Genomic DNA, 26922 nt, shown 5'->3' with positions numbered 1-26922 from the left:
TATTGTTAAACGGTGATCTAGGTTTGGACGACTCTCTATCATTTCTTTTAGTGGATTGATCACTATATCTAATGTAGGACGACTTGAGATTTTGAAACTGATAATCTCTGAACTATATAAATCCATAAAAGGTGATAAATATAATTTTTGATCATTCATTAATTTGAACTCTGTAATATCTGTCACGACTTTTTGAAATGGAAGATTTGTTTTAAATCTACGATTTAATATGTTTTGAGCTACTTTACCAACTTTACCTTTAAAGGAACGATACTTACGACCTCTATGCGTGAACTTTGTACAAGTTAGATTATGTTCTTTCATGATTCTTAGTACTTTTTTATGATTTACAATAAGACCTCTATTTCTTAGTGCTTGTGTAATACGACGATAACCATAGGTATGATTTGATTCCTCACATATTTCTTTTATTAGTTGAATCAATGTTTCATCTTTATTAGGTTTACTAAATTGATTTATCCAATAATAGTATACTGATTTAGCTATTTGAGCTACTTTAAATAAGATACTTAATCGTATATTATATGTTTCATTTAGTTCCTTAATGACCTTTACTATTTCTGATTTTTGCTTCCGTAAATGTCGGTCAAGGCCTGTAACTTTTTTTGATAAGCTATACCTGCCTTTAACGTCTCGACTTCATTTCTAAGTCTTTCAAGTTCTTCACGTTCATTTTCATTTAAAGGTAAATTTTTATTATCTGATTTAGCTCGTTTTTTAGTCATATTGTGAGATCGTCCTTTTTGTTTATTATCTATATCAAGACGACACTTTTCATCAAACTTACGTTGCCAATTGGCAATGATAATAGGATTAATAATCCTAAAGTGATTCGCAGTATCTTGATAAGACAGCATATTATCTTGTCTAAATTTTAAAACAGATAATTTAAATTCGCTATTATAAACAGTATTTCTACTTTTTAATTCTAAACCTTCTTCTCCGAACTCTTTATATTGATTGACCCATATCCGAAGGACAGACCAACTTGAAACCCCATATTTTAAAGCAATTGTTCTATAACTTTGATGTCCTTCTAAATATTCCTTTACAAGTTTTAGTTTGAATTTGAATTCATATTTTTTCCTCATAAAAATGCACCCCAATAATTTGATTTGTTTAGGTCAAATATTTGGGTTCACATCAGCTATTTCTCGCACCTCCATCACTTCCTTCAATTCAAACCACTTTTTTCACATCATCATTCCACATCCATTATATGATTCGTCTTCTATTTAAAATCGGCATGTTGAGGGGATTTGAGGATTGTGGTAGTATCTATATGTCTGTTAAAAAATATAGAGGAGGTAAGGTCATGAAAAATAGAATTTTACGAGATATGATATTAATTTTGGCAGGATCTTTTATTTTTGCTACAGGTGTTAATGCCTTTATCATTTCTGCTAATTTAGGTGAAGGTGGCGTAACTGGGGTTTCTTTAATCTTACTTTATGCATTCGATATTTCACCTGCATGGTCTACGTTTATTTTAAATGCTATTTTAATTGCGTTAGGTTATAAATTTTTAAGCAAGAGAAGTACTGTATATACGATAATAGCGGTTATTGCTATTTCTGTATTTCTAGGTCTGACTGAATCTTGGGTTGTGCATACGAATGAGATTTTAATTAACACAATCTTTGGTGGTTTCATGGTTGGTCTAGGTATAGGACTCATTGTATTGTCTGGTGGTACGACTGCTGGTACGACGATTCTTGCCCGAATAGCGCATAAATATTTAGACGTAAATACATCATATGCTCTACTATTCTTTGACCTTATCGTCGTGATGTTCTCACTTACTGTAATGCCTTTAGAAAAAGCGTTACTTACAGTGATTTCATTATATGTAGGAACAAAAGTGATGGACTTTGTAATTGAAGGTCTCAATCCTAAAAAAGCCGTTACAATTATTTCTCAAAATCCCGATCAAATCGCTAAAATGATTGATGAACAAATTGGTCGTGGTTGTACGATTCTAAATGGTAGAGGCTATTATTCTAAGAAAGACACAGATGTCTTATATGTAGTTATTGCGAAGACACAACTTTCTAGAACAAAACGCATGATTCGAAAATTCGATGAAAATGCATTTGTCGTTGTCCATGACGTAAGAGACGTTCTTGGAAATGGCTTTTTAGTAGATGAATAATAATGTTTAAGGGGTTGGTACACGTTAATTGTGCCAACCTCTTTTTGTGAACGGAATACGAAAATATTCAGAAAATGATAGAAAAAGCTACTATTAAATGCTATAATACATGAATGTGAATGATGATAATGATTATCATTTACAAATATATACAATTAATGAAAATATCATATAAATAGAGTTTATTTTAATGGAAAGAGGGTTCTTTATGAATCGTTTAACGGGAGAAGCTATTTCAATAGGTTATGGAGACAAATTAATAGTTAATGAATTGAACCTTGAAGTACCAGATGGCAAAGTGACTTCTATCATCGGACCAAATGGTTGCGGTAAGTCTACTTTATTAAAAGCTTTAAGCCGTATTTTAAATGTACAAACAGGTCAAGTATTATTAGACGGTAAGAATTTGCATTCAACTTCAACTAAAGAAATAGCTAAAAAGATTGCTATTTTGCCCCAATCTCCTGATGTTGCAGATGGATTAACAGTTGGAGAACTCGTATCTTATGGTAGATTTCCTCATCAAAAAGGTTTTGGTAGATTATCTAAACAAGATAAAGAGGAAATTGAATGGGCTTTAAATGTAACAGGTACGCATGAATTTAAATATAGATCGATTAACGATTTAAGTGGTGGTCAAAGACAACGTGTTTGGATTGCGATGGCGCTCGCTCAAAAAACAGACATCATTTTCTTAGACGAACCAACTACTTATTTAGATATTTCACACCAATTAGAAATTTTAGAACTTGTACAGGAATTAAATAGAGAACAAGGTTGTACGATTATTATGGTCTTACATGATATTAACCAAGCAATCCGTTTCTCAGATCATTTAATTGCTATGAAGTCTGGTAAAATTGTTGCACAAGGTCAAACTGAAGAAGTTCTAACAAATGAAATATTGGAAGAAGTCTTTAATATTGATGCAGAGCTTTCTACAGATCCACGTACTGGAAAACCAATGCTTGTAACATATAATTTATTATGTAAGCACTATACAAAGTTATAAAAGGATGGCAACCCAATGACTCAGACTAAAACATTAAAAGCTAATCGCTATCCAATTATATTAACAGTTACAATCATTTTACTTGTAGCTGTTTTACTTCTGTCATTTTTATTTGGTGCAAAAACGACTTCGATTCAAATGGTTTATGATGCGATTTTTCATTATAATCCTAAAATAGAAGAACATAATATATTAAGAGAAATAAGAATTCCAAGAGAAATAGGTGCTGTTATTGTTGGTATGGCACTTGCTGTATCTGGTGCTGTCATGCAAGGCGTTACACGTAATGGCTTAGCTGACCCTGGTTTATTAGGTCTTAATGCTGGTGCGAGTATGATGCTTGCGTTAACTTTAGCCGTTATACCTAATGCAGGCTATTTCACATTAATGCTTGCAGGATTTGTAGGTGCAGCTATAGGTGGGATACTCGTTATGAGTGTAGGCTCATCTAAACGAGGTGGATTCAGCCCGATGAGGTTAGTACTTGCGGGTGCTGCAGTATCTGCGCTTTTAACAGCTGCAAGTGAAGGAATTGCTTTAATATTTAGATTAAATCAAACATTAACATTCTGGAGTGTTGGTGGTGTAAGTGGTACAACTTGGAAACAACTTATGATCTCTACACCAGTTGTAATTGTGATTTTAGTTATTCTTATTTTTATGAGTAGACAACTTACTATACTTAGTTTAGGTGATACACTTTCTAAAGGATTAGGCCAAAATAGTACATTTGTAAGATACACAAGTTTAATTGCTACAATGTTCTTAGCAGGTATAGCAGTTTCAATCGTTGGACAAATCGCATTTGTTGGCTTAATGGTGCCACATATTGTTCGATTTATGATTGGAACAGATTATAAGCGTGTAATACCTTTATCAGCAGTACTTGGTGGTTTTATTCTGTTATTTGCAGATATGATTGCAAGAATGTTAGGAGAAGCACCAATTGGAGCTGTTATCTCAATTATCGGTGTGCCGTTCTTCCTTTATCTTGTTAGAAGGGACGGTAAAATACTATGATACATCCTAAGGTTATTAAAAAACAACGCATTACATTTGTTATATTAGTTATCGCACTTATTGCTTCAATGGAATTTGCCATGACAACTGGTGAATTTAATATGTCCTTTACGCAATTTTTCAAGACGATATTTGGACAAGGTAATGAGCTAGATACAATGGTATTATTTGAATTTAGAATGCCTAGAATGCTCATCACAATACTTGCCGGTGCAAGTTTAGCATTGAGTGGTGCAATTCTTCAAAGTATTACGAAGAATCCTTTAGCAGAACCAGGTATTCTTGGTATTAATGCAGGAAGCGGATTTATGATTACGCTATTTCTTGTTGTTGGTACGATAAAAGCAGGAGATTTTGTATATGTATTACCACTTGTAAGTATGCTTGGTGGTTTAGCAACTGCAATGGTTATTTTCATATTCAGTCATAAACGTGGAGAAGGTATAAACCCTGTAAGAATGGTCTTAATAGGTGTAGGTTTATCTACTGCTCTGAGTGGAGCATCTATAACAATTATGTCTACGTTTGATCAAGATCAAATGGAATTTATCGCAAGATGGTTCGCAGGTAACATATGGGGAGATGAATGGCCATTCGTGTTCGCATTTATCCCATGGTTGGCGATTGTTATGCCATTCTTGTTCTATAAAGCAAATGTATTAAATGTATTAAGTACGAATGAACAAATTTCCGTTTCTTTCGGTATTAATAATAATAGAGAAAGAATTCTACTCGTATTCTTAGCTGTAGTATTATCTTCAGCTGCAGTTTCAGTAGCAGGCGGAATTGGTTTCGTTGGCTTAATGGGACCACATATCGCAAGAAGTATTGTTGGACCTAGACATCAATTATACTTACCAATTGCAGTGTTAAATGGTGCGATTTTACTTGTTGTAGCAGATACAATCGGTAAAATTGTATTAGAACCTAACGGACTTCCAGCAGGTATTATCGTTGCAATAGTTGGTGCGCCGTATTTCTTATACTTAATGCAAAAATCAACGCATATATAATCATGAACTCTCTTTCTATATTGAAAGAGAGTTTTTTCGTGCTTTTAATCACGACATATTCTAAGATTTATTAAAATTTTCCTAAAAAGTATACATAAAATATAAAATTTTGTTTTCAAAATCATTTTAGGGGTATAACAAGGAGTAGTAATAGAACTTTACATAGGAGGTGCAGTTGCCAGTGAGAAGATTAAAGAATTTTTTCCTAGGCTTATTCATAATAGTAGTTGTAGGCACTCTTCTTTTTATGTACTTGGATATTAGCCAAATTAAGAGCTATCAACAAGAATTATTAAAATATAATTGGTTTGAACCAACGTTGATTGCTTGTGCAGGCGTATTAATATTCTTTGGTATATTGATGTTCTTTGCAACATTTAAACCAACACATAAAAAGCCAGGTTTACATCGTGACTATGAGGATGGTCACATTTATATTACGAGAAATTCAGTTGAAAAATGTATTTATCGTACTATTCAAAAATACGATGAAGTACGTCAACCTAATGTTATTGCGAAACTGTATAATAAGAAAAATAAATCTTATGCAACAATCAAAGCTGATTTCTTTGTTGTTTCAGATACAGGTCAAATTCAAACATTAACAGATCGAATTAAATCAGATATCAAACAAAATGTTGAGCATTTCTCAGAAATACCTGTAAAAAATATCGAGATTAATGTCAGAGATCAAAAATCGAGTGACACAAGAGTTTTATAAGACTAAGGATAGGAGGTTCCGATTATGCCAAATGAAAATCAAGATCCAAATCAATTCATTAATTTTATTAAAGAATATAAATGGAGAATTATTGGTTTTATCGCAATGTTAATATTAGCAGTACTATTTTTAACTATTGGTTTTTGGAAAACAGTTTTAATCCTAGTCCTATGTTTAATAGGTGTAGGATTGGGGTATATTAAGGATTGTACACAGCAGTTCTTAAATTTCTTAAATAGAATAAGTTAGACTGCTTACAATATAAATAATGCAAACAAACAAATTATAAATTAAAGGGAGAGAATCTGTTATGGCAAACGTAGATAACAACAAAGCAAAAAGTAGTTACAATGAACAAACAGGGGTAAACGAACAAGAGCGTGAAGCTCAACAACAACAACAACAAGCTCAAGCTCAAGAGCAACAATTTTCAAATACATTATCATTTTCAGATGAAGTAGTAGAAAAAATTGCTGGAATTGCTGCAAGAGAAGTTAGAGGTATTTTAGATATGAAAGGCGGCTTTGCTTCTAGCTTAACTGACCGTTTCACATCTGGAAATAACGTAACTCAAGGGGTTTCTGTTGAAGTAGGAGAAAAACAAGCAGCTGTAGATTTAAAAGTAATTTTAGAATATGGCGAATCAGCTCCTAAAATCTTCAAAAAAGTTGCAGATTTAGTTAAAGAACAAGTTAAACATATGACTGGACTTGAAGTTGTTGAAGTAAATATGCACGTTGATGATGTAATGAGTAGAAAAGAATACGAACAAAAAAATTCATCATCAGATGAAGAAGGCCAATCAAAAAGCAATAAAGAATTACAATAATTTATAAAAAAGACGAGTGAGATATTATATCTCACTCGCTTTTTTTATGCTTTTTGTGTCTTTGGTTGTTTCTTAATTGTTAAACAAATTAGGAATGCAATAAAGCTTAATGCACCTGCTACATATAAACTAGATACGACATTAAAGTATGATACGAATATCCCACCTAATAATGAACCAGCACCTATTCCTGCATTTAAACTAGACATGTTCCAACTCATTGCTGCACTTGTATCTCCTTCAATTTGAGAGATAATACCGATTTGGATAGGTGGATTTGATCCCCATTGGACAATATTCCAAGCAAATACACCAATTAATGTAATAACAAGTATCGGTAAGAATTGTTCAAATACAAGCATGAGTACTGTATAAGTACTTAATGAAATTAATAGCCACTTTTTACTACCTAATGCATCTGTAATATATCCACCTAATGAAGTACCAATAATTGCACCGATACCTGCAACAAGTAGTACGAGTGATACAATATTTAAATCATATCCATACACAGATAATAATGGGCTAATATACGTTACGACAACATAATTTGCCGCTAATATAAGGAAAGTAATGCTTAAATATTTTACAATTTCTAAAGGATGAATGACTTTGTAATCTTGACTTTGACTAGAAGATTCTAGCGTATCAATTTTATTGCTTGCGACATTAAAAATAATAAGTATAAGCGCAATAATACCAACTGTAGAAATAAACACAAATGACATTCTCCAACCTACTAAGTCTCCTATTTTAGTACCTAGAGGAACACCAAGTACATTCGCTGCACTGAAACCAGTATAAACTAAACCAATCATTTTCCCGCGTTCGCTTGGTTTTGAATACACAACAGTTAAAGATAAGATCTTCACGACAATAATTGCTGCAGCAGCTGAAGATAATATTCGACCTATTACAAGTATTGTAAAGTTAGGTGAAATCGCAATAATCCCATTTCCTAAAATAAATATAATCATACTTACTAATAATACAGTCTTTGGTGAGACATTCTTAGTCAGTTTAACAAGTATGGGTCCGCTAATTGCGAATGTTAATGCATAAACTGTTACAAGTTGTCCTACAATTGCTTCTGATACATTCAAATCTTTACTCATTAAAGTAAGTATACCTGCAATCATTAATTCAACCATTCCCACAACAAATACGCTTAACATAAATGTAATTAATCGAGGTTTCGACATCATATAACTCCTTCTCTTTGACATATAATCATGATTATAACAGTGTGATTTGTAAAAATACAGATAAAATTTAATACCCGAACAATCAGAAATGTAAGGTGTTTTTAAGGTATAAATTGAAAGAATTAATTGGAATTGATCTATATATTATACGGATAATAAATAGAAGTTTGAAAATTTAAAATTTTTAAAGAAAAAATATAATAAATACATTGGTATATTATGATTAATAATTCTTTTATTTTTACTAAAAATAATGACAGCGCTTACATAAAAATATATAATAAAATTAGAGATGAATAGCATTGAATATTTATTAATTATTGTGTATAGTTAGTCTTGCGTAAAGGAGAGAAAGTATGAAAGAGACGAGCGTTTTAGTAGGAAGGTTAAAGTTTATTATATTATCACTGTTAGGAATATATTTATTTTTAGTGCCTGTAACAGTAACTGATGATAAAGGGGAGAAGGAAACAAGTTTACCTGTTGCATACCTTGCAAATACAGCTTTAGATTGGATCGGTGACTATGCTGGACTAATTATTATGCTTTTAATTAGTTTCTCTGCAGTAATGACATTAATCTATTCTACGATATTCAGTACTTCTACTAAGAGATCTATAACGAATGAATTATTTAACGTCAATTGGATTTGGGTCGTAATTAGAATAATAGGTGCGATATTTGCAATATTTATTTATTTCGATTTCGGACCAGGGGTAGTTGTAAATGAAAATACCGGATTAATGGTTTACAATGATTTATTACCAACATTACTTGCCGTATTTTTCTTTGCAGGTTTGTTCTTACCCTTATTAATGGACTTTGGTTTATTAGAATTTTTAGGACCAATGTTTGCACCAATTATGAGACCTGTATTTAAATTACCTGGTAGATCAACTGTTGATAATCTAGCATCATTTATTGGTGATGGAACTGTAGGCGTTATGATTACAAGCCAACAATATGAACAAGGATTTTATACACGTAGAGAAGCAACTGTCATTGCGACAACATTCTCTGTTGTATCTATCACATTTGCAATTGTCATTGCTCAAACAATCGGCTTAATGGATTATTTCTTTAAATTTTATTTATCAGTTATTTTAGCTTGTGTTGTAGCAGCGTTTATAATGCCTAGAATTTGGCCACTTAAACAAATTCCAGATAAGTATTCAAACGGAAGCACTGAGCAATTAAATGAATCAATTCCTAAAACACATAATCCAATATCATGGGGATTTGAACAAGCAACTCAAAAAGCTGTAAAATCACCTAACCTTAAACAATTCTTTATTAACGGTGTGAAGACCGTGTTGGATATGTGGTTAGCAGTACTACCAGTGGTTATGACAATCGGTACTTTAGCAACTATTGTTGCTGAATATACACCAACATTTAGTATATTAGGCGCACCATTTGTACCATTATTAGAATTAATGCAAATACCATATGCAAAAGAAATGTCTGAAACATTATTAATCGGTTTTGCTGATATGTTCTTACCATCATTACTGATTAGTAATGTACCAAGTGATATGACAAGATTTATCGTAGGTGCTTTAAGTATTTCACAATTAATATATTTATCAGAAGTAGGGGGCGTTATACTCGGTTCGAAAATACCAGTAAGCCTAGGGAAACTATTTATGATATATATTATGCGTACAATTATAGCGCTACCGATAATCGTTATATTAGCTCATATATTCTTCTAAATTTAAATAACGACAGAGGCATGATGTGCCCCTGTCGTTTTTGTATGTTTGGGAATGGTTGGGGGAGATGAGGCGGTTTTGAGTCTTGGCTTAAGTACTGAGTAAAGCCAAGAAATCGTTCAAGTCATGGCTTAAGTATCGAGTAAAACCATGAGATAGCTCAAGTCATGGCTTAAGTATCGAGTAAAACCATGAGATAGCTCAAGTCATGGCTTAATGTCTGAGTAAAGCCATGAGATTGTCCAAATTATAGCTTAAGCACCATATAAACTCACATCTTTCCCATTCCACTCCCATAACAAAAAACAAACTGAACTGTATAAGTTCAGTTTGTCCATATTTCGATTATTTTGGATCGATTGTTGTTTCGACTTTAGCGATTGCGATTTCAGATCCTAACATTGGGGATTCGCCTTTGTCTTTATTATTGTCTCCGCCGCGACTATGTGCTTGTTTAAATGCATCGCTCGTTTTCCATGCTTCGAAGTCTTCTAGTTCTTCCCACCACATATTTACATGTAATTCGTCATTGTCATCAATGTCTTGCATGTTCCAAGTTTCGACTTTAATGAAACCTTTCATTTCTTGCAATGCGCCACCTTTAGTAAACATTGGTGCTAATTTTTCTGCATAACCTTTTTTCATTTTAATTCTATTTGTTACAACATACATAGTGATCTCTCCTATTCTTTTGGTGTTGGATTAGTAGCCCAGATTTGTGCTGTCTTCATAAATGTTCTTGGTTGTAGTTTCAGTTGTGATACGACTACGTCTGCTATATCTTCTGGATGCGTCATCGTATCTTCTTGTAATTGTGTTTCTCCTATTAAATCTGTTAATACAGCAGAAGGGGTTAAATATGATACTCGAATATTATGTTTTCTCATTTCTTGCATAATACCTTCAGTCATACCAATTACTGCATATTTAGTAGCAGAATAGATACTGCTTGTTGCACTGGCTTTTAAACCAGACATTGAAGCGATATTTATAACATCTCCGCTTTTTTGTCTTACGAGATGTGGTAATGCTTCTTGTAAGACGTAGTATATACCTTTAACATTTGTTTCAAATAATTGATCAAATTCAGATTCACTTACTTCTAAAAATGAATTATTCTTCATAATACCTGCATTATTAATCACGATATCTATAGAGCCTAATGCATGGTATGAATCTTCTATGAAACGTTGCACATCTTTTTGGTGCGCAATATTGGTTTCTTTATAAAATACTTTGACGTCATATTGTTTAAGTTCATCGGCTGTTGCTTTTAAAGTATCAATATTTCTACTTGCAATTGCGACGTTGACGCCTTCATGAGCTAATGCAATCGCGATTGATTTACCGATACCTTTAGAGCCACCTGTAATGACTGCATTGAGCCCTTTTAAGTCTCTTAACATATTGATCATCACTCCTTTCTTATATGTTAGCATGCTTTAAAAATGTATCATAATAATTCAATTTGAAAATGCCATATAAATAACACCACGAAGTCAGTGTAATATGACTTCGCGGTGTTTATTTAAAATGCCTGAAAGTTTGAACTTAAGCTTCTTTAGTGAGCTCGTTGTAAACTTTCTTATCAGCATGTGTATAAATAATGTATTCTTTATCATTTGTTTCGATAATCACACGATTTGTTTTGCCAAAAGTTGAGCCAATTCTTACGATATGATCTTGGGCTTCATTAGACAAAGCGTGAATATCTTGATCCTCTTTAATGTTTTTAATTTCATTATTTGGAATTGTAATGTCCGCTACTCTCCATTGAATATGAACTTGATTATTGTCCTTTGATACTCTCATTGCCATATCTAAACACATCCTTTTGTTTGATGACTACATCATAACGTATTATGTATCCGTTTTCAATAGAAAAACGAGAAAATGTGTTATATTTTTTGTTTATTATGTCATACTAATTAATAAAAGTATTTTTATGCAATATATTGAATAACTATTTACAAATAGAATCGTATGCTGTAATATTATCTTTATAAATAAATAAGGAGCTGGTTTCATTGGGACGAAGTTATCTATGTTAAAAGAATTAAACAAGACAAGTTTTTTAAAAGAAGTTGATTTTTCTAAAGCAGAATTAGAATCACTTATTGATTTGGCAATGGAATTAAAATTCAAAGAAAAGCATCAGATCCCTCATCGTTATTTAAACGGGAAACATATCGCTTTATTATTTGAAAAGCAATCAACAAGAACACGTTCAGCTTTCACAGTAGCTGCAACTAAAATGGGTGCAAGTGTGTCTTATTTAGGTAAAGAAGATTTACAACTAGGTAAGAAAGAATCTGTAGAAGATACAGCAGTCGTACTTGGATCAATGTTTGATGGTATTGCTTTTAGAGGATTTGAACAAAAGACAGTAGAAGACTTAGCTCAATATTCCAACGTACCTGTCTGGAATGGCTTAACAAATGAGTGGCATCCTACACAAATGTTAGCGGACTTTATGACAATTAAAGAATACTTTGGTACATACGAAGGAAAGACTTTGACATTTATAGGAGATGGACGTAATAATGTTGCGAACTCATTGCTCGTTACGAGTGCAATTTTAGGTGTGAATATTCATATTGTTGCACCATCATCACTTCAACCAAATGAAGAAGTTCAAAATATGGCATTGTCATTTAGTAAAGAATCTGGAAGTGAGATATTAATTACAGATAATATCCAAGAAGGTATTTACGGCAGTGATATCATATATACAGATGTTTGGTGTTCAATGGGTGAGGAACAACAATTGGAAGAACGCTTTGAATTACTTAAAGATTACCAAGTAAATCAAAACTTAATTAATTTAACTGGTAAAAATGAAACTTTATTTTTACATTGCTTACCAGCTATTCATGATTTAAATACTGAAATGGGTGCGCTATGCTTCGAAAAGTTTGGTGTAACATGTATGGAAGTGACAGATGACGTATTTAGATCAGATTATTCAAAAGTATTCCAACAAGCAGAAAATAGAATGCATACAATTAAAGCATTATTAGCTACAACTTGTGGCGATATATATTAACGAATAAAGGCTGAGACATCCATGAATGTCTCAGCCTTTTATTGTTAACGAGCTTCTTTTGTTAATTTTTTTCTATTGCGATTAAGTTCTACATATTTACTGTAACTATAAATGATAATACCTGCCCAGATAAATATGAATGTAATAAATTGATCAACATCGAAATGTTCGTTCAATAAGAATATACCGATAAAGAACATGATAGTTGGACCAATATATTGAATAAAGCCTGTTAATGATAGTGGTATTCTTCTTGCGCCAGCACTAAATAAAATAAGTGGAACAGCTGTAACAGCACCAGAAAGTAATAACCATCCGCTTGAACTGTTCATACCAAATGTAATGGCGTTGTGTTGTGATAAGTAGAAGATATAAATAAGTGCTGCTGGTAATGTCACGATACATTCTATCGTAATACTACTAAATGCATCGATATCTACAACTTTCTTGATCAATCCATAAAGCGCAAATGATGTTGCGAGTAATATTGATACGAACGGAAATTCTCCGACTTGAAAAGTCATATAAATAACACCAACAAATGCTAATAGAATAGCTACCCATTGAGCTTTTGAGAATCGTTCGCCTAAGAAAATAAAGGCTAGGAAAATACTCATTAAAGGATTGATGTAATAACCAAGACTTGCTTGTAGCACATGGTGGTTATTAACTGCCCAAATAAATGTACCCCAGTTCACTGTAATTATATAACCAGCGATGATAATAGCGAATAGCATTTTCTTTTGTTTAAATAGCTTAATCGTTGCTGCTTTGAACATTGGAAATTGTTTTGTAAATAATAACAGTAATAACATGAATACTGCTGACCATATAATACGATGTGCTAAAATTTCGAATGGTCCAATTTCACTTACGAGGTTCCAATAAATTGGTAGGACACCCCAAATAACATATGCAAATATTGCATATATAATACCTTTTTTAAATTCTGACATGATTTAGGACTCCCACTGTGATTGAATGACTTCTGCTTGATCGTGATAAATATTCGATGCGATATTCGCAAGTAATCTTGCAGTTCGATTATCTATATCGAATCTTGGTGATAGCTCAGCAATACTAATGCTTGAACTTTTGTTTGAGTTTGTAACTAATTGTAAAATTGTTTGAACGATTTGAGGTTGTAATCCCATAATACAAGGTGCACTTACTGCAGGTGCATAACTTACATCTATAGAATCTGTACATAATGTAATGAGAATTTCATCATATCCTTCAATGAATGAATTAATAGAAGTAATTGTTTCTATCGATAAATGGCTACGAAGTTCATCTTCACGAATGTATTGGACACCGTATTCATCAGCTCTTTCGAAGAGTGCTTTTGTATTACCATTTTTCTGAATACCTAGTACGAAATAACCAACTTGATCATCTTGATCTAAAATCTGTTTAAACATTGTGCCAGAAGATGGTTTTTCGTCGTAATCTCTCATATCAAAATGTGCGTCTATATTGATGATGCCAATTTTTTTGTCTTTGTTGGCTTTTCTTACACCTAAATAATGGCCATATAATACTTCATGACCACCACCGATAATAACTGTAAAGTCATTATGCAATAATATGTTTGAGATTTTATCTCCAAGTTCTGATTGCGCTTCTTCCATTTTATTTTTGTGGCAAATGACATCTCCGTAGTCAGTTAAATGTAAGTACTCATTATGTATTGGTAAAGGACTTAAAGCTTTTCTAAAATGTTTAGGACCGTCTACTGCACCTGGTCGACCATTATTTCTAGAAACACCTTCATCGCATTCAAAACCTATAAGTGCCATATTAACTTGATGTTCGAATTCTTTCTTTGGTGTAATGTCTTCTTTCTCAATATGAATTGAGTCAACGATTTGATGAAATCTAAAAGCAGAACGCAATGTTGTGCTATCTGTTCTACCTGTCCACTCATCCTTTTTAACATTTCTATACATATTTAATACCTCCTACATGTTACAATAGTTTTTACTAATGTTAGTTTATCATGTATGATATTCTTATGTTTTATTAAATGCTTAATTATTTTATAAGAAAGAAGTGTCTTTAATGAATAGTAAGAAAGAAAAAGCAAAAAGGCCGAGGAGTGATTCTATGAAATGGATTTATGGTCTCTTAACAGTTTGCTTATTATTTCTAGTAGCATGTGACAACCAAACTTCTAAGAATAATGAACATAATGATAACGAAAAATCATCTGAAACGACTACTGAGAAAAAAACAACTTCAGAATCGACAGGTGAAGATGTTAAAACTAAAGAAGAAAAATCAAAAACAAATAATAATGATAACAATCAACAATCTACAGATGAAATTCCAGTAGAAGAAAATGTAAATGGTGTTAAACCGAACAATCATAATGAAACTGAAAACTTTGATACAGAAGCTTATACAGTAGCTAGAAATTGCTTATTAAATCAAGGTAACTCTCAAGCAGAATGTGATAAAGCAGAAAATACAATCGAATTTACGAGAGCTTGGCAAAATTTATCTCGTGATGGTTATTTATGTAATGATGATGGCTGTACATTACCTAAAGAAAACGATCAGAATAATCAAGGTCATCAAGATCAACATCACTCAAATACAAATGAAGATTCAAACCAAGATTCAAATCAAGGATCAAATGAACAAAGTAATGAACCATACGAAGAGGATAATAATCAAGCAGATCCATCTCGAAACACGAATCAACAAGATGAGAATACAAATAGTGAAGGGCAAAGTCAAAATCGCTCTCAACAATCAAGCAACAATGAATCCACTCAAAGTGATCATCAACAAGAAACACAATTAAATAAAGCAAGCTAAATAAAAAAACGTTCATCGAATTAGATGAACGTTTTTTTAATTGTGAAATAAGGGGGTTATTTCAACAATGGTATAGGGTTATGTTTAATATGACTTACAACTATAGTTTAACAGGGATTAATAACAAATCAATACTTATGTGATTCTTTTCACAATTTTGTCATTTGAATTGCAATTATGTGAGGTATATCACTATAAAGTCACAAAGTGTTCGTATACTTGTTCGGTATTTTGTGGTAAAATAAAATAAAGTAATTGAAAAGAGGAAACATTAATATGACAGGAAAAACACATCTTTCATGCGGTATATTCATCGGGTCATCATTAAGTATTTATTATGGAGAAGATATTTTTACATCATTTACGATTGTAAGCTTATGTGGTGTAGCGAGTTTGGTCCCAGATATTTGTCATTTCAAAAGTAATCTAGGTAAGAAAATATTTCCTATCAGTTTTATTATTAGGTTAATTTTTGGACACCGAACGTTTACCCATTCATTATTATTTCTATTTTTAATATTTTGGGGATTGAGAACAATACCCGCACCAGAACCATATTTAGTTTCGATTATATTGGGGATGTTATCGCATATCATTTTAGATATGTTAACACCAAGAGGGGTTAAACTATTTTACCCTTTAAATGTCTCAGTTAAATTACCCATTGTATTTAGAACTGGCGGTGTTATGGATTTAAGCTTATCATCTGCATTTACCATTATCACAGTCATTTTATGGTGGAAAGATATTTATCGATTGTTTATATAAAAAAAGAAGCTAAGACAAAAGGTAGTGTCTTAGCTTTCATTAAACATTATGTTATTTTCCGAATTTACCTTTTAAATCCTCGCCTTTTTCTTTAGCAAAGTCTTTACCTTTTTCAGTATATTCGTCTTTATTCTCTTCTAAATGATCCTTACCTTTTTCAACTGCTTTGTCTTTTGAATCATTAAACTTATCTCCTAAACTCATAATAAAATCCTCCTTGGCCTATTATATATAGGAATATTTTGTGCTTAAAGCAACACATTATTATAAATACCCATTTAATTTTAAAATAATCATTTTAATTATAAATTTTTTATGATATTTTTAGACAAATCGTTCTAAAGTCGTATAATAAGAATGAGTCAAATTTTCGGAGGTATTATAATGTTAGATGAAACAAACCTGAAAGAACATGGTCAAAATCACATTTTAGAATATATTAAAGTGATGAGCCAAAGCGAGAAAGAACAATTAGAATCTGATATTAATCAATTAGATTTAGATGAAATAGATAAACTATATCAAGATGTATACATAAATAGAAAGACAATAGATGTTGCAGATAATATAGAACAAGTTGAGTTTGAAGTTAAAGATCAACTTTCAGAAGAACAACTGAAATCTTACCGTTCACTTGGTGTACAAGCGATTAAAGATGGTAAATTTGCGGTATTATTAATGGCTGGTGGACAAGGTACAAGATTAGGTCATGTAGGACCAAAGGGTACATTCTCATTCAATAACAAAAGTTTATTTGAAAGACAAGCAGAGCAATTAAAGCAATTAACAGAAGAAGTTGGTACACCAATTCATTGGTATATCATGACAAGTGACGTGAATCATAAAGATACATTGTCATTTTTCTTAGAAAATAAATACTTTAATTATGATGAAAATTATATTCATTTCTTCAAGCAAGACCACATTGTATCTTTAACGACGGACGGTCAATTAATTTTAGATACAAATAGAAGAGTGATGCGTACACCTAATGGTAATGGTGGTGTATTCAAATCTCTAGAGAAGACAAAGTTACTTGCTGAAATGAAAGAAAATGGCGTGGAATACTTATTCTTAAACAACATTGATAATGCGCTCGTAAAAGTGTTGGATCCTGAATTTGTTGGATTTACAGTAGAACATAATAGTGACGTGACAACTAAATCTATCAAAGCGCATAGCGGAGAAAAAGTTGGTCGTCTTGTATCAATAGATGGTAAAAAGCGTGTATTAGAGTATTCTGAGCTATCTGAAGATGATGTAGATAAACTAGAGAATGCTAACATTGGTATTCATGTATTTAAATTAGATTTCCTTATAGAAGCGGCTTCTAAACCATTACCGTATCATTTAGCAGTTAAGAAGTTAAAACAATTAGATGAAGACTTCAGTGTTGTAGAAGAAGAGTCATTGAAATTCGAATTGTTTTATTTTGATATTTTCCAATATGCAGAATCATTTGCTACTCTACAAGTAGATAGAACGAAAGAATTTAGCCCTTTAAAGAACAAAGAAGGACAAGACAGTATTGAAACAGCGCAAAGAGATTTAGAGAACAATCAACTATTATGAAAAGAGGGATATGAATGGAACAAATCAATCATACAAAGTCTCATCATAGAAAAAATGGGAAAGTTAAAGAAGCATTTAAAGATATTATGCCACTTTCCTTCGGTGAGGAAGTTGGAAATGCAGTATCACATGGTGTCCCTGCTTTCTTTCTATTATTCTTCTTACCATACGCAGCAGTAGAAAGTTATATTAGTGATGGCGCACTTAAATCGACGAGTGTATCTATTTATATTATAAGTATTATGCTGATGTTTTTATCATCTGCTATTTATCACTCAATGTCATCTTCATCACCTCAGAAATACATTATGAGAATTATTGATCATAGTATGATTTATATCGCAATTTGTGGAACGTATACGCCGATTGCATTATCGTTAGTGGGCGGCTGGTTAGGTTGGCTTATTATGGCAGTCCAATGGGGTATTACAATTTGGGGAATTGTATATAAATCAACAGCTAAGAACGTTAATCATAAATTAAGTTTAGCGATGTATTTAATCATGGGTTGGATGGGTGTTCTCATGTTACCAACAGTTATCAATAAGACATCGTTAATATTTATGTTGTTTATTTTATTTGGAGGTCTTAGTTATACAGTAGGGGCATGGTTCTATGCTCAAAAAGATAAAAAGTACTTCCATATGATTTGGCACTTCTTCATTTTGATTGCTTCAATTTTTCATTTTCTAGCAATTATGTACTTTATGTAGGAGGATAAGATGAACTATCGTTTGTATTATACGGTTCTTACAATTATTATTTTAATTCAAGGCTATTTCTTTTATTACTTTGTATTTAGTGACGGCAAACAAAGTGGTTTGCAGTTTATGGGTATTGTTTCACTTATATTCGGTTTAATATTAGTTTATGCATTAATATTACTAATTAAACACCAACGCAGAAATAATAAACAAACGTTTAATGAACATCTTAAAAAAGGTGAACAAAGACGATTGAAATAAAGATAGCGAGCGGGATATGAAATCTTTTTATGATATGGAGGTTTCTATCCCGCTCTTTTTGTTATTTTTTTGCAAAACGGGTAAATAGATAATATTAAATGTTATACGATATGAATAGGGGGAAATCATAATGTCAGAAAAAAGAGATTTTGAAACATTCGATCGTGACAAACTAAATGTTAATGAAGAGGTTCAGGGAGAAACAGTAGAAGATAGAAGCGGCCATAAGATAGACCAGACTGATGATCGGTTTCTAGATATGACGAAAGATGAAATTAAAAGTAAAAATCAAATTGAAAAGAAACTCGTAGAAAAACTGGATAACATTGTAGAACAAGGTGCAACATTAGAAAAACAAGAAGAAGTCACTCAGTTACACAGAGAATGGTTAACATTCAGTTGGCCAAATTATACAGAAGATAAACACTTAGAAATTATTAATATGTATGAAGCGGATGATAGATATAAAGCATATTTTGGTGAAGAAAGAACGGAAGCATTAATTACTGCCGTTAAGCATGTCATATAATAAAAATGAACTTTATAAAATTAAAATAGGAGACATCGATTTTATCGGTGTCTTTTTTACTATTAAATATGTAGAATTAGAATAAACTTGAATGTATAAGGGAGCTGAATCGGATGAAAAAGTTATATCATAACGGAACAATATATACGATGGAAAGACCAGATGATACATATGCAGGGGTAATTGTAGAAAATGGTTTGATAGAAACTGTTTTATCAAAAGAAGATTTAAACCAAATTCAAACAACGGATTATGAAACAATCGATTTAAAAGGTGGAACGATGTTTCCTGGATTTGTTGAAACACATATTCATGTTATGGGGACTGGCGTTTGGTTATCTTCAGTCATTTTAAATGGTGAGACAAATATCGAAAATGTAAAACAAAAAATTAGCCAAAAAGCCCAAACATTACAACCAGGTGAATGGTTAGTTGCTGAAGGGTATGACGAAAATTTATTAAATGGTATTAGACTTAATAAATTTGATTTAGATGAATTATGCAAAGATAATCCGGTAATTGTTAAAAGAGTATGTAGACATGCAGCAATCGTCAATTCGAAAGCATTAGAGATTTTAGGTATGACAAATGATGTCGAAAATCCTGACGGTGGTTCATATGAAAAACAAGAAGGTGAACTGACTGGTTGGTTATATGATACAGCTATGGAACCATTTGAAGAATTAGCTTCAAATGAAGATGAACAGTCTCTTACTAAACATTTAAATAACGCGATTACATATTTATATCAGTATGGTATAACAGGATCGCATACAGAAGATTTAGGTTACTACGAAGATTATAAAGATGTCTTAAATGCTTATAAAACAGTTGTAGGACCAGGGGAAGATCAAAAGCCATTTAGAGTACGATTGTTACGACACTTTAGTGTTTATGAACAAATGATGGAAGAACAGGCGACTTTTGTTGATAAATGGATAGAGCCTGATGCTATGAAATTTTATGCAGATGGTGCTTTTGGAGGCAGTACAGCATTGTTGAAAGAACCTTATTCTAATGACCCTACTGGAACGAATTATGGACTTGCGATATATACACAAGAAGAACTCGAAGAAAAAGTAAAAATTGCTAGAAAATATAATGGTGCGATAGCTGTTCATATGATTGGTGACAAAGCTTGTGAAATGGTATTAGATGCAATAGAAAAATATCCTGTACCAAACGGACTTAGAGATAGATTAATTCATATTAGCACATTAAATGAAGAACTGTTACAACGTGTTGCGAAGTTACCTGTGATTTGTGACGTTCAGCCACAATTTATTACAAGTGATTTTCCGTGGATTCAAGATAAAGTAGGCAAAGAGAGAGCAAGATATTTATATCCATTCAAGTCAATGTTAGACTTAGGTATTATAATAGGTGGCGGTTCAGATGCACCGATTGAAACACCGAATCCTATGCTAGGTATTCATGCGGCAGTTAATAGACAAACGTATGGTGAAGAAGGTGCGTATTTCTTTGAAGAAGCACTATCTGTATTCGATGCTTTACGTTTATATACAACACTCGCGAGTGAGATTGGTCAAACGACTGACCGTACTGGAAGAATTAAAGTAGGATATGAAGCGGATTTCACTGTGTTAGATCAAGATCCATTTAAGGTTAACTGTCAAGATTTAGCACAAATTCAAGCTAAATTAACAATTGTTAACGGAAATATTGTATACGAAAGAGCGTGAATTATGACTAAGAACAAAGGAATTGTGTTGGCTTTAGTACTTATTATGTTTATGAGTGCTATAGAAACATCAATCGTATCTTTAGCAACACCAACAATGCAGAAAGACTTTAATATTGATACGGAAGTTGCATTAATCTTTACAGTATATTTAATAGCGGTTGTGTTTATGACACCAATCGTTGGTGAACTTGTAAAGAGAATTAATATTAAGTTAGTAGTGTTACTAGGGATATCTGTATTTATTATTGGTAGTGTATTTTGTGGGTTAAGTGAAATGACACATAGTTTCCCATTGCTAATTATTTCTAGAATTGTTCAAGGTTTAGGTGCAGGTGTCATGATGACATTAGGTCAAGTTGTACCTAAACTTGCTTTTCCAATTCCGAGAAGATATAAAGTGATGGGTATCGTTGGAAGTGTTTGGGGTATATCTAGTATTGTAGGACCACTGTTAGGTGGCGCAATATTAGAATCTTTAAACTGGAGCTTTCTATTTTATATCAATGTACCTATAGCTTTAGTATCTATGTGGTTGGTTATTAAGTATTTTAATTTCGAACAAGAGAAAGTAGAAAAAACTAAATTAGATTATAAAGGCTTATTCATATTTTATGGTGTGGTTGCAAGCTTTTTACTAATTATTGCAGAACATATACCATTTATTGTACGTGTGATTTGCTTCATATTATTAGTTGGATTTGTCGTATTACTCTACAGAGTTGAGACGCGTATGCGAAATCCATTTGTACCTGTTGAAGCATTTAATAGAAAAATCATTCTCGTATTGTTTACAGATATGATTTATTCAACAATGTTGATGGGCTACACTATTTTTATGCCAATCTATTTACAAAATGAACAAGGCTTTACACCGTTACAAAGTGGTTTAATCATTTTTCCAATGTCGGTAGGTTGGTTGTTTATCACGTTTGTACTTGGTAGATTAGATCAACTGAAATTGAAATTTATTTATATGTTAGCTTTCTTGGCAATGTTTGTTGGTAGCTTTGCTATATTAACAGGCGTTGAATGGATTGTAATCATCCCATTTGCTGTTTTTGTAATGGGTGTATCATTTGGTACAGTATATACGAAAGATGTTGTCGTTGTTCAAGAAGAAGCACCTCATCACCAATTAGGTTCCATGATGTCGATTTATACATTATTTAAGACAATAGGTAGTACAACTGGATCGTTAATTGTTTCTTCAATATATGTATTAAACATTTCATTTTTAAGTTATGGCGTTCAAAATATTATGTTGTATATTATGTTAGTAGTCGTTACATTGACGATTGTATGGTCTATTGTATTTAAAGAAAAGCGTAGAAAAAGTTTTTAAAGGTAAAACATATTTAGAGGGAGTCACAATGTATGAAAAGAAAAAATAAGCGTTTTGATATTTTTCATTTATTGTCCATATTGATTATTATAAGTATTTTCACATTGTCTGGTGCAATTTTTATTGTACTACTTTCTTTTGGTATGTTTGGATTAAGCAGAATTTTAATTTATTATGGCTTAGCAGAATTCAACTACAATAAAAGTATGATAGACAACTTGTTCTATTATGGTAGTTATATATTGTTTGGCTACTTTACACTTGTCGCTATAGAATTTTTATTAGATAGATTTAAAAATAGACTAAATGATAATCCGTATTTCAAGGGTATGACTTTTCATTTATTAACAATTACTGTTAGCACGATTATGTTTTATTTCACAGTACATATATATTATTCACAAATCAAAATTGAGTTTTGGATCATTTTAGTGATTATCACTGTTTTATATATATGTACTGAAATTTTCTATCCAGATAGCAAAAATTTAAACCGATGAAACATTTATTTTGATTTCCGAAATAAAATAGTGCATAATAGCAAAGGTATATTTGGAAGGAGTTGAAACCATGAATGTTCAGGACATTTCAAAAGGTCAAAGAAATTTAGTAGTAGCTGTAATGTTAGTAAGTGCCTTTGTGGCGATTTTAAACCAAACTTTATTAAATACAGCAATACCTGAAATCATGGTACATTTAAAAATCGATGCCAACCAAGGTCAATGGTTAATGACAGGATTTATGTTAGTCAACGGTGTTATGATACCGGCTACAGCATTTTTAATGGATAAATTTAATACAAGACCACTTTATTTAATGGCGATGTTATCATTTACAATCGGTACGTTAGTTGCCGCTTTATCGCCAAACTTCGGAATATTAATGTTAGCAAGAGTACTTCAAGCAATGGGTGCTGGTGTTATGATGCCCCTTATGCAATTTGTACTCTTTAATTTATTCCCTAAAGAAAAACGTGGTTTTGCGATGGGTATGGCGGGTCTCGTTATCTCATTCGCCCCAGCATTAGGTCCAACGTTATCTGGTTATCTCGTTGATAACTTTAGTTGGAGAAGTCCATTCTACACAATCATTCCATTCGCGGTTGTAGCATTAGCTTTTGGTGCGAAATACTTAACGAATATTTCTAAACCAAAAGATGTTCACTTAGATGTACCATCTATTATTCTATCTACAGTAGGCTTCGGATCTTTATTATATGGATTCAGTAGCGCAGGATCACTAGGATTCACATCACCAATTGTTATCGTTACATTAGTTGTAGGTATCGTAACGTTAGTAATCTTCGTATTAAGACAGTTAAAATTAGAAACCCCATTATTGAATATTAGAGTATTCAAGTATAAAACATTTACATTAACAACAATCATAGGTATTTTCTCAATGGTATCTTTAATTGGACCATCTTTATTAATGCCAATGTATATGCAAGATGCAAGAGGATATTCAGCATTAATCTCTGGTTTACTGTTATTACCAGGTGCAATCATTACAGGTGTTATGTCACTTGTAACAGGTCGTTTATTCGACAAATATGGTGCGAAATGGTTGGCAATCATCGGATTTACAATCATTACAGTCACAACATTCATGCTTGCATTCTTAAATGATAGTACATCACTACTTTATTTAATTGTTGTTTATTCCATTAGAATGTTTGGTGTCTCTATGATTATGATGCCTGTTAATACAGCAGGATTAAATGCGATTCCAAACGAAGTATTATCTCATGGTACAGCGATGATGAATACATTAAGAACAATCGCTGGTTCAATTGGTACAGGTATATTAGTAACGATTATGTCGATTGGTGCTAAGAACTTTGAACCTTCAAAGACACGATTAGAACATGCCAATGCAGGTAATACTGCGAAGATATTACAATCTGAAGCAATGATTCACGGTATTAATATAGCTTTCTTAGTATTAACTGTTATTGTATTTTTCGGAGTTGTATTATCTATATTTATTAAATCTGAAAACAAACATAGTAATACAAGAATACCGAACCATTCTAAATAAGAAGATTTAAAGAGACTGAGACATAATGTAATGTTTCAGTCTCTTTTTACAACTTGGCAGTAGATGTCTGAATTGAAAATGCGCTTGTACCAAGCTTTTTTCAACTCTAGTCATCCTTGCCGGGGCGGGACTACGAAATCTTTTTATATAAATTAGATTTCTGTCCCGCTCCCTTTTTTTAAACAATAAACTACCTGTATGTTTAAATTTTTTGTTACACTGAATATAATGATAAGTAGATAATTATTTTAGAAGGGGAGTCGTAGATTTTGTTATCAGTAGAACAGGTTAAAGAACTTGTGGGAGCGTTACATGATCCAATTGTAGATGTACCACTTAAAGAAACTGGCGGCATAGTTGAAGTTAGCATCAAAGAAGAAAAAGAACATGTGAGTGTCAAAGTTGCGATAGCTAAACTTGGCGGACAACCACAACTTGATTTACAAATGGAAATTGTAGATCTATTAAAAGAAAATGGTGCGAAAACTGTAGGGATAAGATTTGATGAATTATCTGATGAAGCATTAGAAAAATTCAAAGGTGTAATGGAAGAACAAACGATAGAAGGGCTATTATCTAAAGATAATCCGGTTGAATTTATTGCAGTTGCCTCAGGTAAAGGCGGTGTTGGTAAATCAACAGTAGCCGTTAACTTAGCAGTATCTCTTGCTAGAGAAGGTAAAAAAGTAGGACTCGTTGATGCTGATATTTATGGATTTAGTGTTCCAGATATGATGGGCATACAAGAAAAGCCAGAAGTAGAAGGCGAACAAATTATTCCTGTTGAGCGTGAAGGCGTTAAAGTTATTTCTATGGCATTTTTCGTTGAAGAAAATGCACCTGTCATTTGGAGAGGTCCAATGTTAGGAAAAATGATCACAAGTTTCTTTACAGAAGTTAAATGGGGAGAATTAGATTACTTAATACTTGATTTACCACCAGGTACTGGTGATGTAGCTTTAGATGTACATACAATGTTACCTTCAAGTAAAGAAATTATTGTAACGACACCTCATCCTACTGCAGCATTTGTTGCAGCAAGAGCTGGTGCAATGGCTAAACATACTGAACATTCTATTTTAGGTGTAATCGAAAATATGTCTTATTTCCAAAGTAAAGAAACAGGAAATAAAGAATATGTATTCGGTAAAGGCGGCGGTGCTAAATTAGCACAGGAACTTCAAACGACGTTATTAGGTGAGCTTCCATTAAGTCAACCTGAGTGGGATGAAAATAACTTTTCACCTTCTATCTATAAAGAACATGAAGATTTAGGTAAAGTTTATAGTCAAATTGCTAAGAATATCATTAATATAACAGATGAAGATTAGTGCGGAGGTAAGCAAGTGACTTTAAAATATTTAATTCAATTTTACAGAAATACACTGTTGATAGGTGTAGTTGTGACATATATTGCGTCACTTATCTTTGGATATGATAAAGTAACGAAATATTTATTTGCTGGAGAAATAGGTGAGTTTGTAGCAGCTTCAATATGGTTCTTAGTTGTAGGACTACTTGTAGCAACTATTAGTCAGCTTGCATATTTCATCTATTTATTCATTAATCAATTAGGCATAGGTATCTTTGGTAAGATATGGCCACATGTACAAATCGTTGTAACAGTATTTGCTATATTTGATTTAGTGTATTTTAGATTTTTAAGATTTGGTGGAACAGATCAAATCATATCATTTATTTGGCTACCAATCGTTGTCGTTATTTTTGCAATCATTACAAGTAATATAAAAAACAAACAATCTAAAAAGAATTTATGGATTCCATCTATGTTTTTCATGGTTGTTATGACAACAGTTGAACTTATACCATTTTTAAGAGTAGAAGATACAAGTTGGATTTATCTAACAATCTTTGGATTATTATTATGTAATGCTTATCAATTAATTACATTACCTAAATATAATGCGTTGTCTCTTGAAGAGAGAAAAGCCAAGATATCAAAGTTGAATAAAGACAGTAAATCATTGAAGAAATGATACAAAGCACAAGATTAAATTCTATTTACACCTTAATCTTGTGCTTTTTAATTTTTTGTTAAAAAAGATGCTAAATAGTGTTGACTTTTAAAACCTCACTTGATATTATATAAAAGTCGCTGAAAACGACAGCACAACAACGAAAAAAGTTATCAAAACTTTTTCTTGAAAGTGTAAAATTGACTCTTGTTAATACGAAATAAATGTTATATATTTATAAACGTGTTAAAAATAAGTTAACAAAATTAGTTGAAAACAAACATTGTTTTTAGTACAATATTGTTTAGACGCAAATTAGATGAACATTGAAAACTGAATGACAATATGTCAACGTTAATTCCAATAATTGAGTACTAAAAGTACTTCAGAGTGATTGGCTTAACCAATCAAAAATGAGCTTATCAAGCTTACTTCTTTTATGGAGAGTTTGATCCTGGCTCAGGATGA

At 32.1% G+C, this 26922-nt stretch carries 30 protein-coding genes; 21 read left to right on the top strand and 9 right to left on the bottom strand.

All coding sequences use genetic code 11. From position 1 onward, the window contains the following. Positions 1 to 579, bottom strand: a 579-nt coding sequence (locus LQ611_RS12340) for an IS3 family transposase (protein ID WP_308192902.1), incomplete at its 3' end; no start/stop codon positions are given. Then, positions 576 to 1112, bottom strand: coding sequence for a helix-turn-helix domain-containing protein (locus LQ611_RS12335; protein ID WP_198471841.1), 537 nt, complete (start codon positions 1110 to 1112; stop codon positions 576 to 578). The genes LQ611_RS12335 and LQ611_RS12340, both read right to left, overlap by 4 nt. 224 nt (positions 1113 to 1336) lie before the next feature. Between LQ611_RS12335 and LQ611_RS12330 the strand changes: the two genes are divergently transcribed. The 7 genes from LQ611_RS12330 (at position 1337) to LQ611_RS12300 (ending at position 6768) form a co-directional block, all read left to right on the top strand. Further along, a complete protein-coding gene (locus LQ611_RS12330) occupies positions 1337 to 2173 on the top strand; it encodes a YitT family protein (protein ID WP_025906313.1) in 837 nt (278 codons plus the stop codon). 208 nt (positions 2174 to 2381) lie between these two features. Beyond that, a complete protein-coding gene (locus LQ611_RS12325) occupies positions 2382 to 3185 on the top strand; it encodes an ABC transporter ATP-binding protein (RefSeq protein ID WP_025906315.1) in 804 nt (267 codons plus the stop codon). A 15-nt stretch (positions 3186 to 3200) separates the two neighbouring features. After that, a complete protein-coding gene (locus LQ611_RS12320; RefSeq protein ID WP_025906316.1) occupies positions 3201 to 4205 on the top strand; it encodes a FecCD family ABC transporter permease in 1005 nt (334 codons plus the stop codon). Further along, complete coding sequence (locus LQ611_RS12315) at positions 4202 to 5218, top strand: FecCD family ABC transporter permease (RefSeq protein WP_025906318.1); 1017 nt, start codon at positions 4202 to 4204, stop codon at positions 5216 to 5218. Before LQ611_RS12320 ends, LQ611_RS12315 begins: the two co-directional genes overlap by 4 nt. Positions 5219 to 5399: 181 nt before the next feature. Then, positions 5400 to 5939: an alkaline shock response membrane anchor protein AmaP gene (amaP, locus tag LQ611_RS12310; protein WP_025906320.1), complete on the top strand. Its 540-nt coding sequence runs from the start codon at positions 5400 to 5402 to the stop codon at positions 5937 to 5939. A 21-nt stretch (positions 5940 to 5960) separates the two neighbouring features. Beyond that, positions 5961 to 6188: a DUF2273 domain-containing protein gene (locus LQ611_RS12305; protein WP_369919472.1), complete on the top strand. Its 228-nt coding sequence runs from the start codon at positions 5961 to 5963 to the stop codon at positions 6186 to 6188. 61 nt (positions 6189 to 6249) lie between these two features. Further along, positions 6250 to 6768: an Asp23/Gls24 family envelope stress response protein gene (locus tag LQ611_RS12300; protein WP_107590885.1), complete on the top strand. Its 519-nt coding sequence runs from the start codon at positions 6250 to 6252 to the stop codon at positions 6766 to 6768. A gap of 44 nt (positions 6769 to 6812) precedes the next feature. Here the strand turns inward: LQ611_RS12300 and LQ611_RS12295 are convergent, their stop codons facing one another. Beyond that, positions 6813 to 7970: an MFS transporter gene (locus LQ611_RS12295; RefSeq protein WP_025904969.1), complete on the bottom strand. Its 1158-nt coding sequence runs from the start codon at positions 7968 to 7970 to the stop codon at positions 6813 to 6815. A 359-nt stretch (positions 7971 to 8329) separates the two neighbouring features. On the opposite strand from LQ611_RS12295, the gene LQ611_RS12290 reads away from it, so the two are divergent. Next, positions 8330 to 9688 carry a YjiH family protein gene (locus LQ611_RS12290; protein WP_025904968.1) on the top strand — a complete coding sequence of 453 codons (1359 nt, stop codon included), beginning with the start codon at positions 8330 to 8332 and terminating at the stop codon, positions 9686 to 9688. A 345-nt stretch (positions 9689 to 10033) separates the two neighbouring features. Here LQ611_RS12290 and LQ611_RS12285 read toward each other — a convergent pair whose 3' ends face one another. The 3 genes from LQ611_RS12285 to LQ611_RS12275 all read right to left on the bottom strand — a co-directional run bounded on the left by LQ611_RS12285 (position 10034) and on the right by LQ611_RS12275 (position 11506). Beyond that, positions 10034 to 10360 (bottom strand): heme oxygenase, encoded by a 327-nt coding sequence (locus LQ611_RS12285; RefSeq protein ID WP_025904967.1) that lies wholly within the window; start codon positions 10358 to 10360, stop codon positions 10034 to 10036. Between the two features lie 11 nt (positions 10361 to 10371). After that, the gene (locus LQ611_RS12280) at positions 10372 to 11094 is read right to left on the bottom strand and encodes an SDR family NAD(P)-dependent oxidoreductase (RefSeq protein WP_025904966.1); all 723 of its coding nucleotides are present in this window, start codon (positions 11092 to 11094) and stop codon (positions 10372 to 10374) included. Between the two features lie 145 nt (positions 11095 to 11239). Further along, a complete protein-coding gene (locus tag LQ611_RS12275) occupies positions 11240 to 11506 on the bottom strand; it encodes a SunI/YnzG family protein (protein WP_025904965.1) in 267 nt (88 codons plus the stop codon). A 226-nt stretch (positions 11507 to 11732) separates the two neighbouring features. Here LQ611_RS12275 and argF point away from each other — a divergent pair, with 226 nt between their 5' ends. Next, positions 11733 to 12734, top strand: coding sequence for an ornithine carbamoyltransferase (argF, locus tag LQ611_RS12270; RefSeq protein WP_025904964.1), 1002 nt, complete (start codon positions 11733 to 11735; stop codon positions 12732 to 12734). Between the two features lie 44 nt (positions 12735 to 12778). On the opposite strand, the gene rarD is transcribed toward argF, so the two are convergent. Both rarD and hutG read right to left on the bottom strand, forming a co-directional pair. Beyond that, on the bottom strand, positions 12779 to 13690 hold the full coding sequence (gene rarD / locus LQ611_RS12265) for an EamA family transporter RarD (protein WP_107573082.1): 912 nt from the start codon (positions 13688 to 13690) through the stop codon (positions 12779 to 12781). A 3-nt stretch (positions 13691 to 13693) separates the two neighbouring features. After that, positions 13694 to 14683, bottom strand: coding sequence for a formimidoylglutamase (gene hutG / locus LQ611_RS12260; RefSeq protein ID WP_025904962.1), 990 nt, complete (start codon positions 14681 to 14683; stop codon positions 13694 to 13696). Between the two features lie 157 nt (positions 14684 to 14840). Between hutG and LQ611_RS12255 the strand changes: the two genes are divergently transcribed. Continuing rightward, on the top strand, positions 14841 to 15557 hold the full coding sequence (locus LQ611_RS12255) for a hypothetical protein (protein ID WP_025904961.1): 717 nt from the start codon (positions 14841 to 14843) through the stop codon (positions 15555 to 15557). 276 nt (positions 15558 to 15833) lie between these two features. Next, entirely contained in the window at positions 15834 to 16325 is a 492-nt protein-coding gene (locus LQ611_RS12250) for a metal-dependent hydrolase (RefSeq protein WP_025905811.1), read from the top strand. A 51-nt stretch (positions 16326 to 16376) separates the two neighbouring features. Here the strand turns inward: LQ611_RS12250 and LQ611_RS12245 are convergent, their stop codons facing one another. Beyond that, positions 16377 to 16529, bottom strand: a complete 153-nt coding sequence (locus LQ611_RS12245) for a hypothetical protein (protein ID WP_173400400.1) — start codon at positions 16527 to 16529, stop codon at positions 16377 to 16379. 180 nt (positions 16530 to 16709) lie between these two features. Between LQ611_RS12245 and LQ611_RS12240 the strand changes: the two genes are divergently transcribed. The 10 genes from LQ611_RS12240 to LQ611_RS12195 all read left to right on the top strand — a co-directional run bounded on the left by LQ611_RS12240 (position 16710) and on the right by LQ611_RS12195 (position 26475). Next, the gene (locus tag LQ611_RS12240; RefSeq protein ID WP_025905812.1) at positions 16710 to 17897 is read left to right on the top strand and encodes a UTP--glucose-1-phosphate uridylyltransferase; all 1188 of its coding nucleotides are present in this window, start codon (positions 16710 to 16712) and stop codon (positions 17895 to 17897) included. Positions 17898 to 17911: 14 nt separating this feature from the next. Then, on the top strand, positions 17912 to 18610 hold the full coding sequence (gene trhA, locus LQ611_RS12235) for a PAQR family membrane homeostasis protein TrhA (protein WP_107565818.1): 699 nt from the start codon (positions 17912 to 17914) through the stop codon (positions 18608 to 18610). Between the two features lie 9 nt (positions 18611 to 18619). Continuing rightward, positions 18620 to 18862: a hypothetical protein gene (locus LQ611_RS12230; protein ID WP_025905816.1), complete on the top strand. Its 243-nt coding sequence runs from the start codon at positions 18620 to 18622 to the stop codon at positions 18860 to 18862. Positions 18863 to 18992: 130 nt separating this feature from the next. After that, the gene (locus LQ611_RS12225) at positions 18993 to 19391 is read left to right on the top strand and encodes a TipAS antibiotic-recognition domain-containing protein (RefSeq protein ID WP_025905820.1); all 399 of its coding nucleotides are present in this window, start codon (positions 18993 to 18995) and stop codon (positions 19389 to 19391) included. A gap of 113 nt (positions 19392 to 19504) precedes the next feature. Further along, on the top strand, positions 19505 to 21094 hold the full coding sequence (locus LQ611_RS12220; RefSeq protein ID WP_107565817.1) for an amidohydrolase: 1590 nt from the start codon (positions 19505 to 19507) through the stop codon (positions 21092 to 21094). Positions 21095 to 21097: 3 nt separating this feature from the next. Continuing rightward, complete coding sequence (gene sdrM / locus LQ611_RS12215; RefSeq protein ID WP_107565816.1) at positions 21098 to 22438, top strand: multidrug efflux MFS transporter SdrM; 1341 nt, start codon at positions 21098 to 21100, stop codon at positions 22436 to 22438. A 32-nt stretch (positions 22439 to 22470) separates the two neighbouring features. Beyond that, positions 22471 to 22938 carry a SepA family multidrug efflux transporter gene (locus LQ611_RS12210; protein ID WP_025905824.1) on the top strand — a complete coding sequence of 156 codons (468 nt, stop codon included), beginning with the start codon at positions 22471 to 22473 and terminating at the stop codon, positions 22936 to 22938. Positions 22939 to 23008: 70 nt separating this feature from the next. Beyond that, positions 23009 to 24478, top strand: a complete 1470-nt coding sequence (locus LQ611_RS12205) for an MDR family MFS transporter (protein WP_239709600.1) — start codon at positions 23009 to 23011, stop codon at positions 24476 to 24478. A gap of 269 nt (positions 24479 to 24747) precedes the next feature. Beyond that, positions 24748 to 25809 (top strand): Mrp/NBP35 family ATP-binding protein, encoded by a 1062-nt coding sequence (locus LQ611_RS12200; protein WP_025905827.1) that lies wholly within the window; start codon positions 24748 to 24750, stop codon positions 25807 to 25809. 15 nt (positions 25810 to 25824) lie between these two features. Continuing rightward, a complete protein-coding gene (locus LQ611_RS12195; protein ID WP_107566150.1) occupies positions 25825 to 26475 on the top strand; it encodes a KinB-signaling pathway activation protein in 651 nt (216 codons plus the stop codon). Positions 26476 to 26922 lie beyond the last annotated feature (447 nt).

Origin of the sequence: Mammaliicoccus sp. L-M44, assembly GCF_022386355.1 — a bacterium.
GTDB lineage: Bacteria > Bacillota > Bacilli > Staphylococcales > Staphylococcaceae > Mammaliicoccus > Mammaliicoccus sciuri_A.
The sequence above is the reverse complement of the archived record's forward strand: the minus strand, read 5'-3'. Positions and strand labels throughout refer to the sequence as shown.

Excerpts from the sequence above, each read along its gene's own strand:
- LQ611_RS12335 (WP_198471841.1), bottom strand. The coding sequence starts at position 1,112 with ATGAGGAAAAAATATGAATTCAAATTCAAACTAAAACTTGTAAAGGAA.
- LQ611_RS12330 (WP_025906313.1), top strand. The coding sequence starts at position 1,337 with ATGAAAAATAGAATTTTACGAGATATGATATTAATTTTGGCAGGATCT.
- LQ611_RS12325 (WP_025906315.1), top strand. The coding sequence starts at position 2,382 with ATGAATCGTTTAACGGGAGAAGCTATTTCAATAGGTTATGGAGACAAA.
- LQ611_RS12320 (WP_025906316.1), top strand. The coding sequence starts at position 3,201 with ATGACTCAGACTAAAACATTAAAAGCTAATCGCTATCCAATTATATTA.
- LQ611_RS12315 (WP_025906318.1), top strand. The coding sequence starts at position 4,202 with ATGATACATCCTAAGGTTATTAAAAAACAACGCATTACATTTGTTATA.
- LQ611_RS12300 (WP_107590885.1), top strand. The coding sequence starts at position 6,250 with ATGGCAAACGTAGATAACAACAAAGCAAAAAGTAGTTACAATGAACAA.
- LQ611_RS12295 (WP_025904969.1), bottom strand. The coding sequence starts at position 7,970 with ATGTCGAAACCTCGATTAATTACATTTATGTTAAGCGTATTTGTTGTG.
- LQ611_RS12290 (WP_025904968.1), top strand. The coding sequence starts at position 8,330 with ATGAAAGAGACGAGCGTTTTAGTAGGAAGGTTAAAGTTTATTATATTA.
- LQ611_RS12285 (WP_025904967.1), bottom strand. The coding sequence starts at position 10,360 with ATGTATGTTGTAACAAATAGAATTAAAATGAAAAAAGGTTATGCAGAA.
- LQ611_RS12280 (WP_025904966.1), bottom strand. The coding sequence starts at position 11,094 with ATGTTAAGAGACTTAAAAGGGCTCAATGCAGTCATTACAGGTGGCTCT.
- LQ611_RS12275 (WP_025904965.1), bottom strand. The coding sequence starts at position 11,506 with ATGGCAATGAGAGTATCAAAGGACAATAATCAAGTTCATATTCAATGG.
- argF (WP_025904964.1), top strand. The coding sequence starts at position 11,733 with ATGTTAAAAGAATTAAACAAGACAAGTTTTTTAAAAGAAGTTGATTTT.
- rarD (WP_107573082.1), bottom strand. The coding sequence starts at position 13,690 with ATGTCAGAATTTAAAAAAGGTATTATATATGCAATATTTGCATATGTT.
- hutG (WP_025904962.1), bottom strand. The coding sequence starts at position 14,683 with ATGTATAGAAATGTTAAAAAGGATGAGTGGACAGGTAGAACAGATAGC.
- LQ611_RS12255 (WP_025904961.1), top strand. The coding sequence starts at position 14,841 with ATGAAATGGATTTATGGTCTCTTAACAGTTTGCTTATTATTTCTAGTA.
- LQ611_RS12250 (WP_025905811.1), top strand. The coding sequence starts at position 15,834 with ATGACAGGAAAAACACATCTTTCATGCGGTATATTCATCGGGTCATCA.
- LQ611_RS12245 (WP_173400400.1), bottom strand. The coding sequence starts at position 16,529 with ATGAGTTTAGGAGATAAGTTTAATGATTCAAAAGACAAAGCAGTTGAA.
- LQ611_RS12240 (WP_025905812.1), top strand. The coding sequence starts at position 16,710 with ATGTTAGATGAAACAAACCTGAAAGAACATGGTCAAAATCACATTTTA.
- trhA (WP_107565818.1), top strand. The coding sequence starts at position 17,912 with ATGGAACAAATCAATCATACAAAGTCTCATCATAGAAAAAATGGGAAA.
- LQ611_RS12230 (WP_025905816.1), top strand. The coding sequence starts at position 18,620 with ATGAACTATCGTTTGTATTATACGGTTCTTACAATTATTATTTTAATT.
- LQ611_RS12225 (WP_025905820.1), top strand. The coding sequence starts at position 18,993 with ATGTCAGAAAAAAGAGATTTTGAAACATTCGATCGTGACAAACTAAAT.
- LQ611_RS12220 (WP_107565817.1), top strand. The coding sequence starts at position 19,505 with ATGAAAAAGTTATATCATAACGGAACAATATATACGATGGAAAGACCA.
- sdrM (WP_107565816.1), top strand. The coding sequence starts at position 21,098 with ATGACTAAGAACAAAGGAATTGTGTTGGCTTTAGTACTTATTATGTTT.
- LQ611_RS12210 (WP_025905824.1), top strand. The coding sequence starts at position 22,471 with ATGAAAAGAAAAAATAAGCGTTTTGATATTTTTCATTTATTGTCCATA.
- LQ611_RS12205 (WP_239709600.1), top strand. The coding sequence starts at position 23,009 with ATGAATGTTCAGGACATTTCAAAAGGTCAAAGAAATTTAGTAGTAGCT.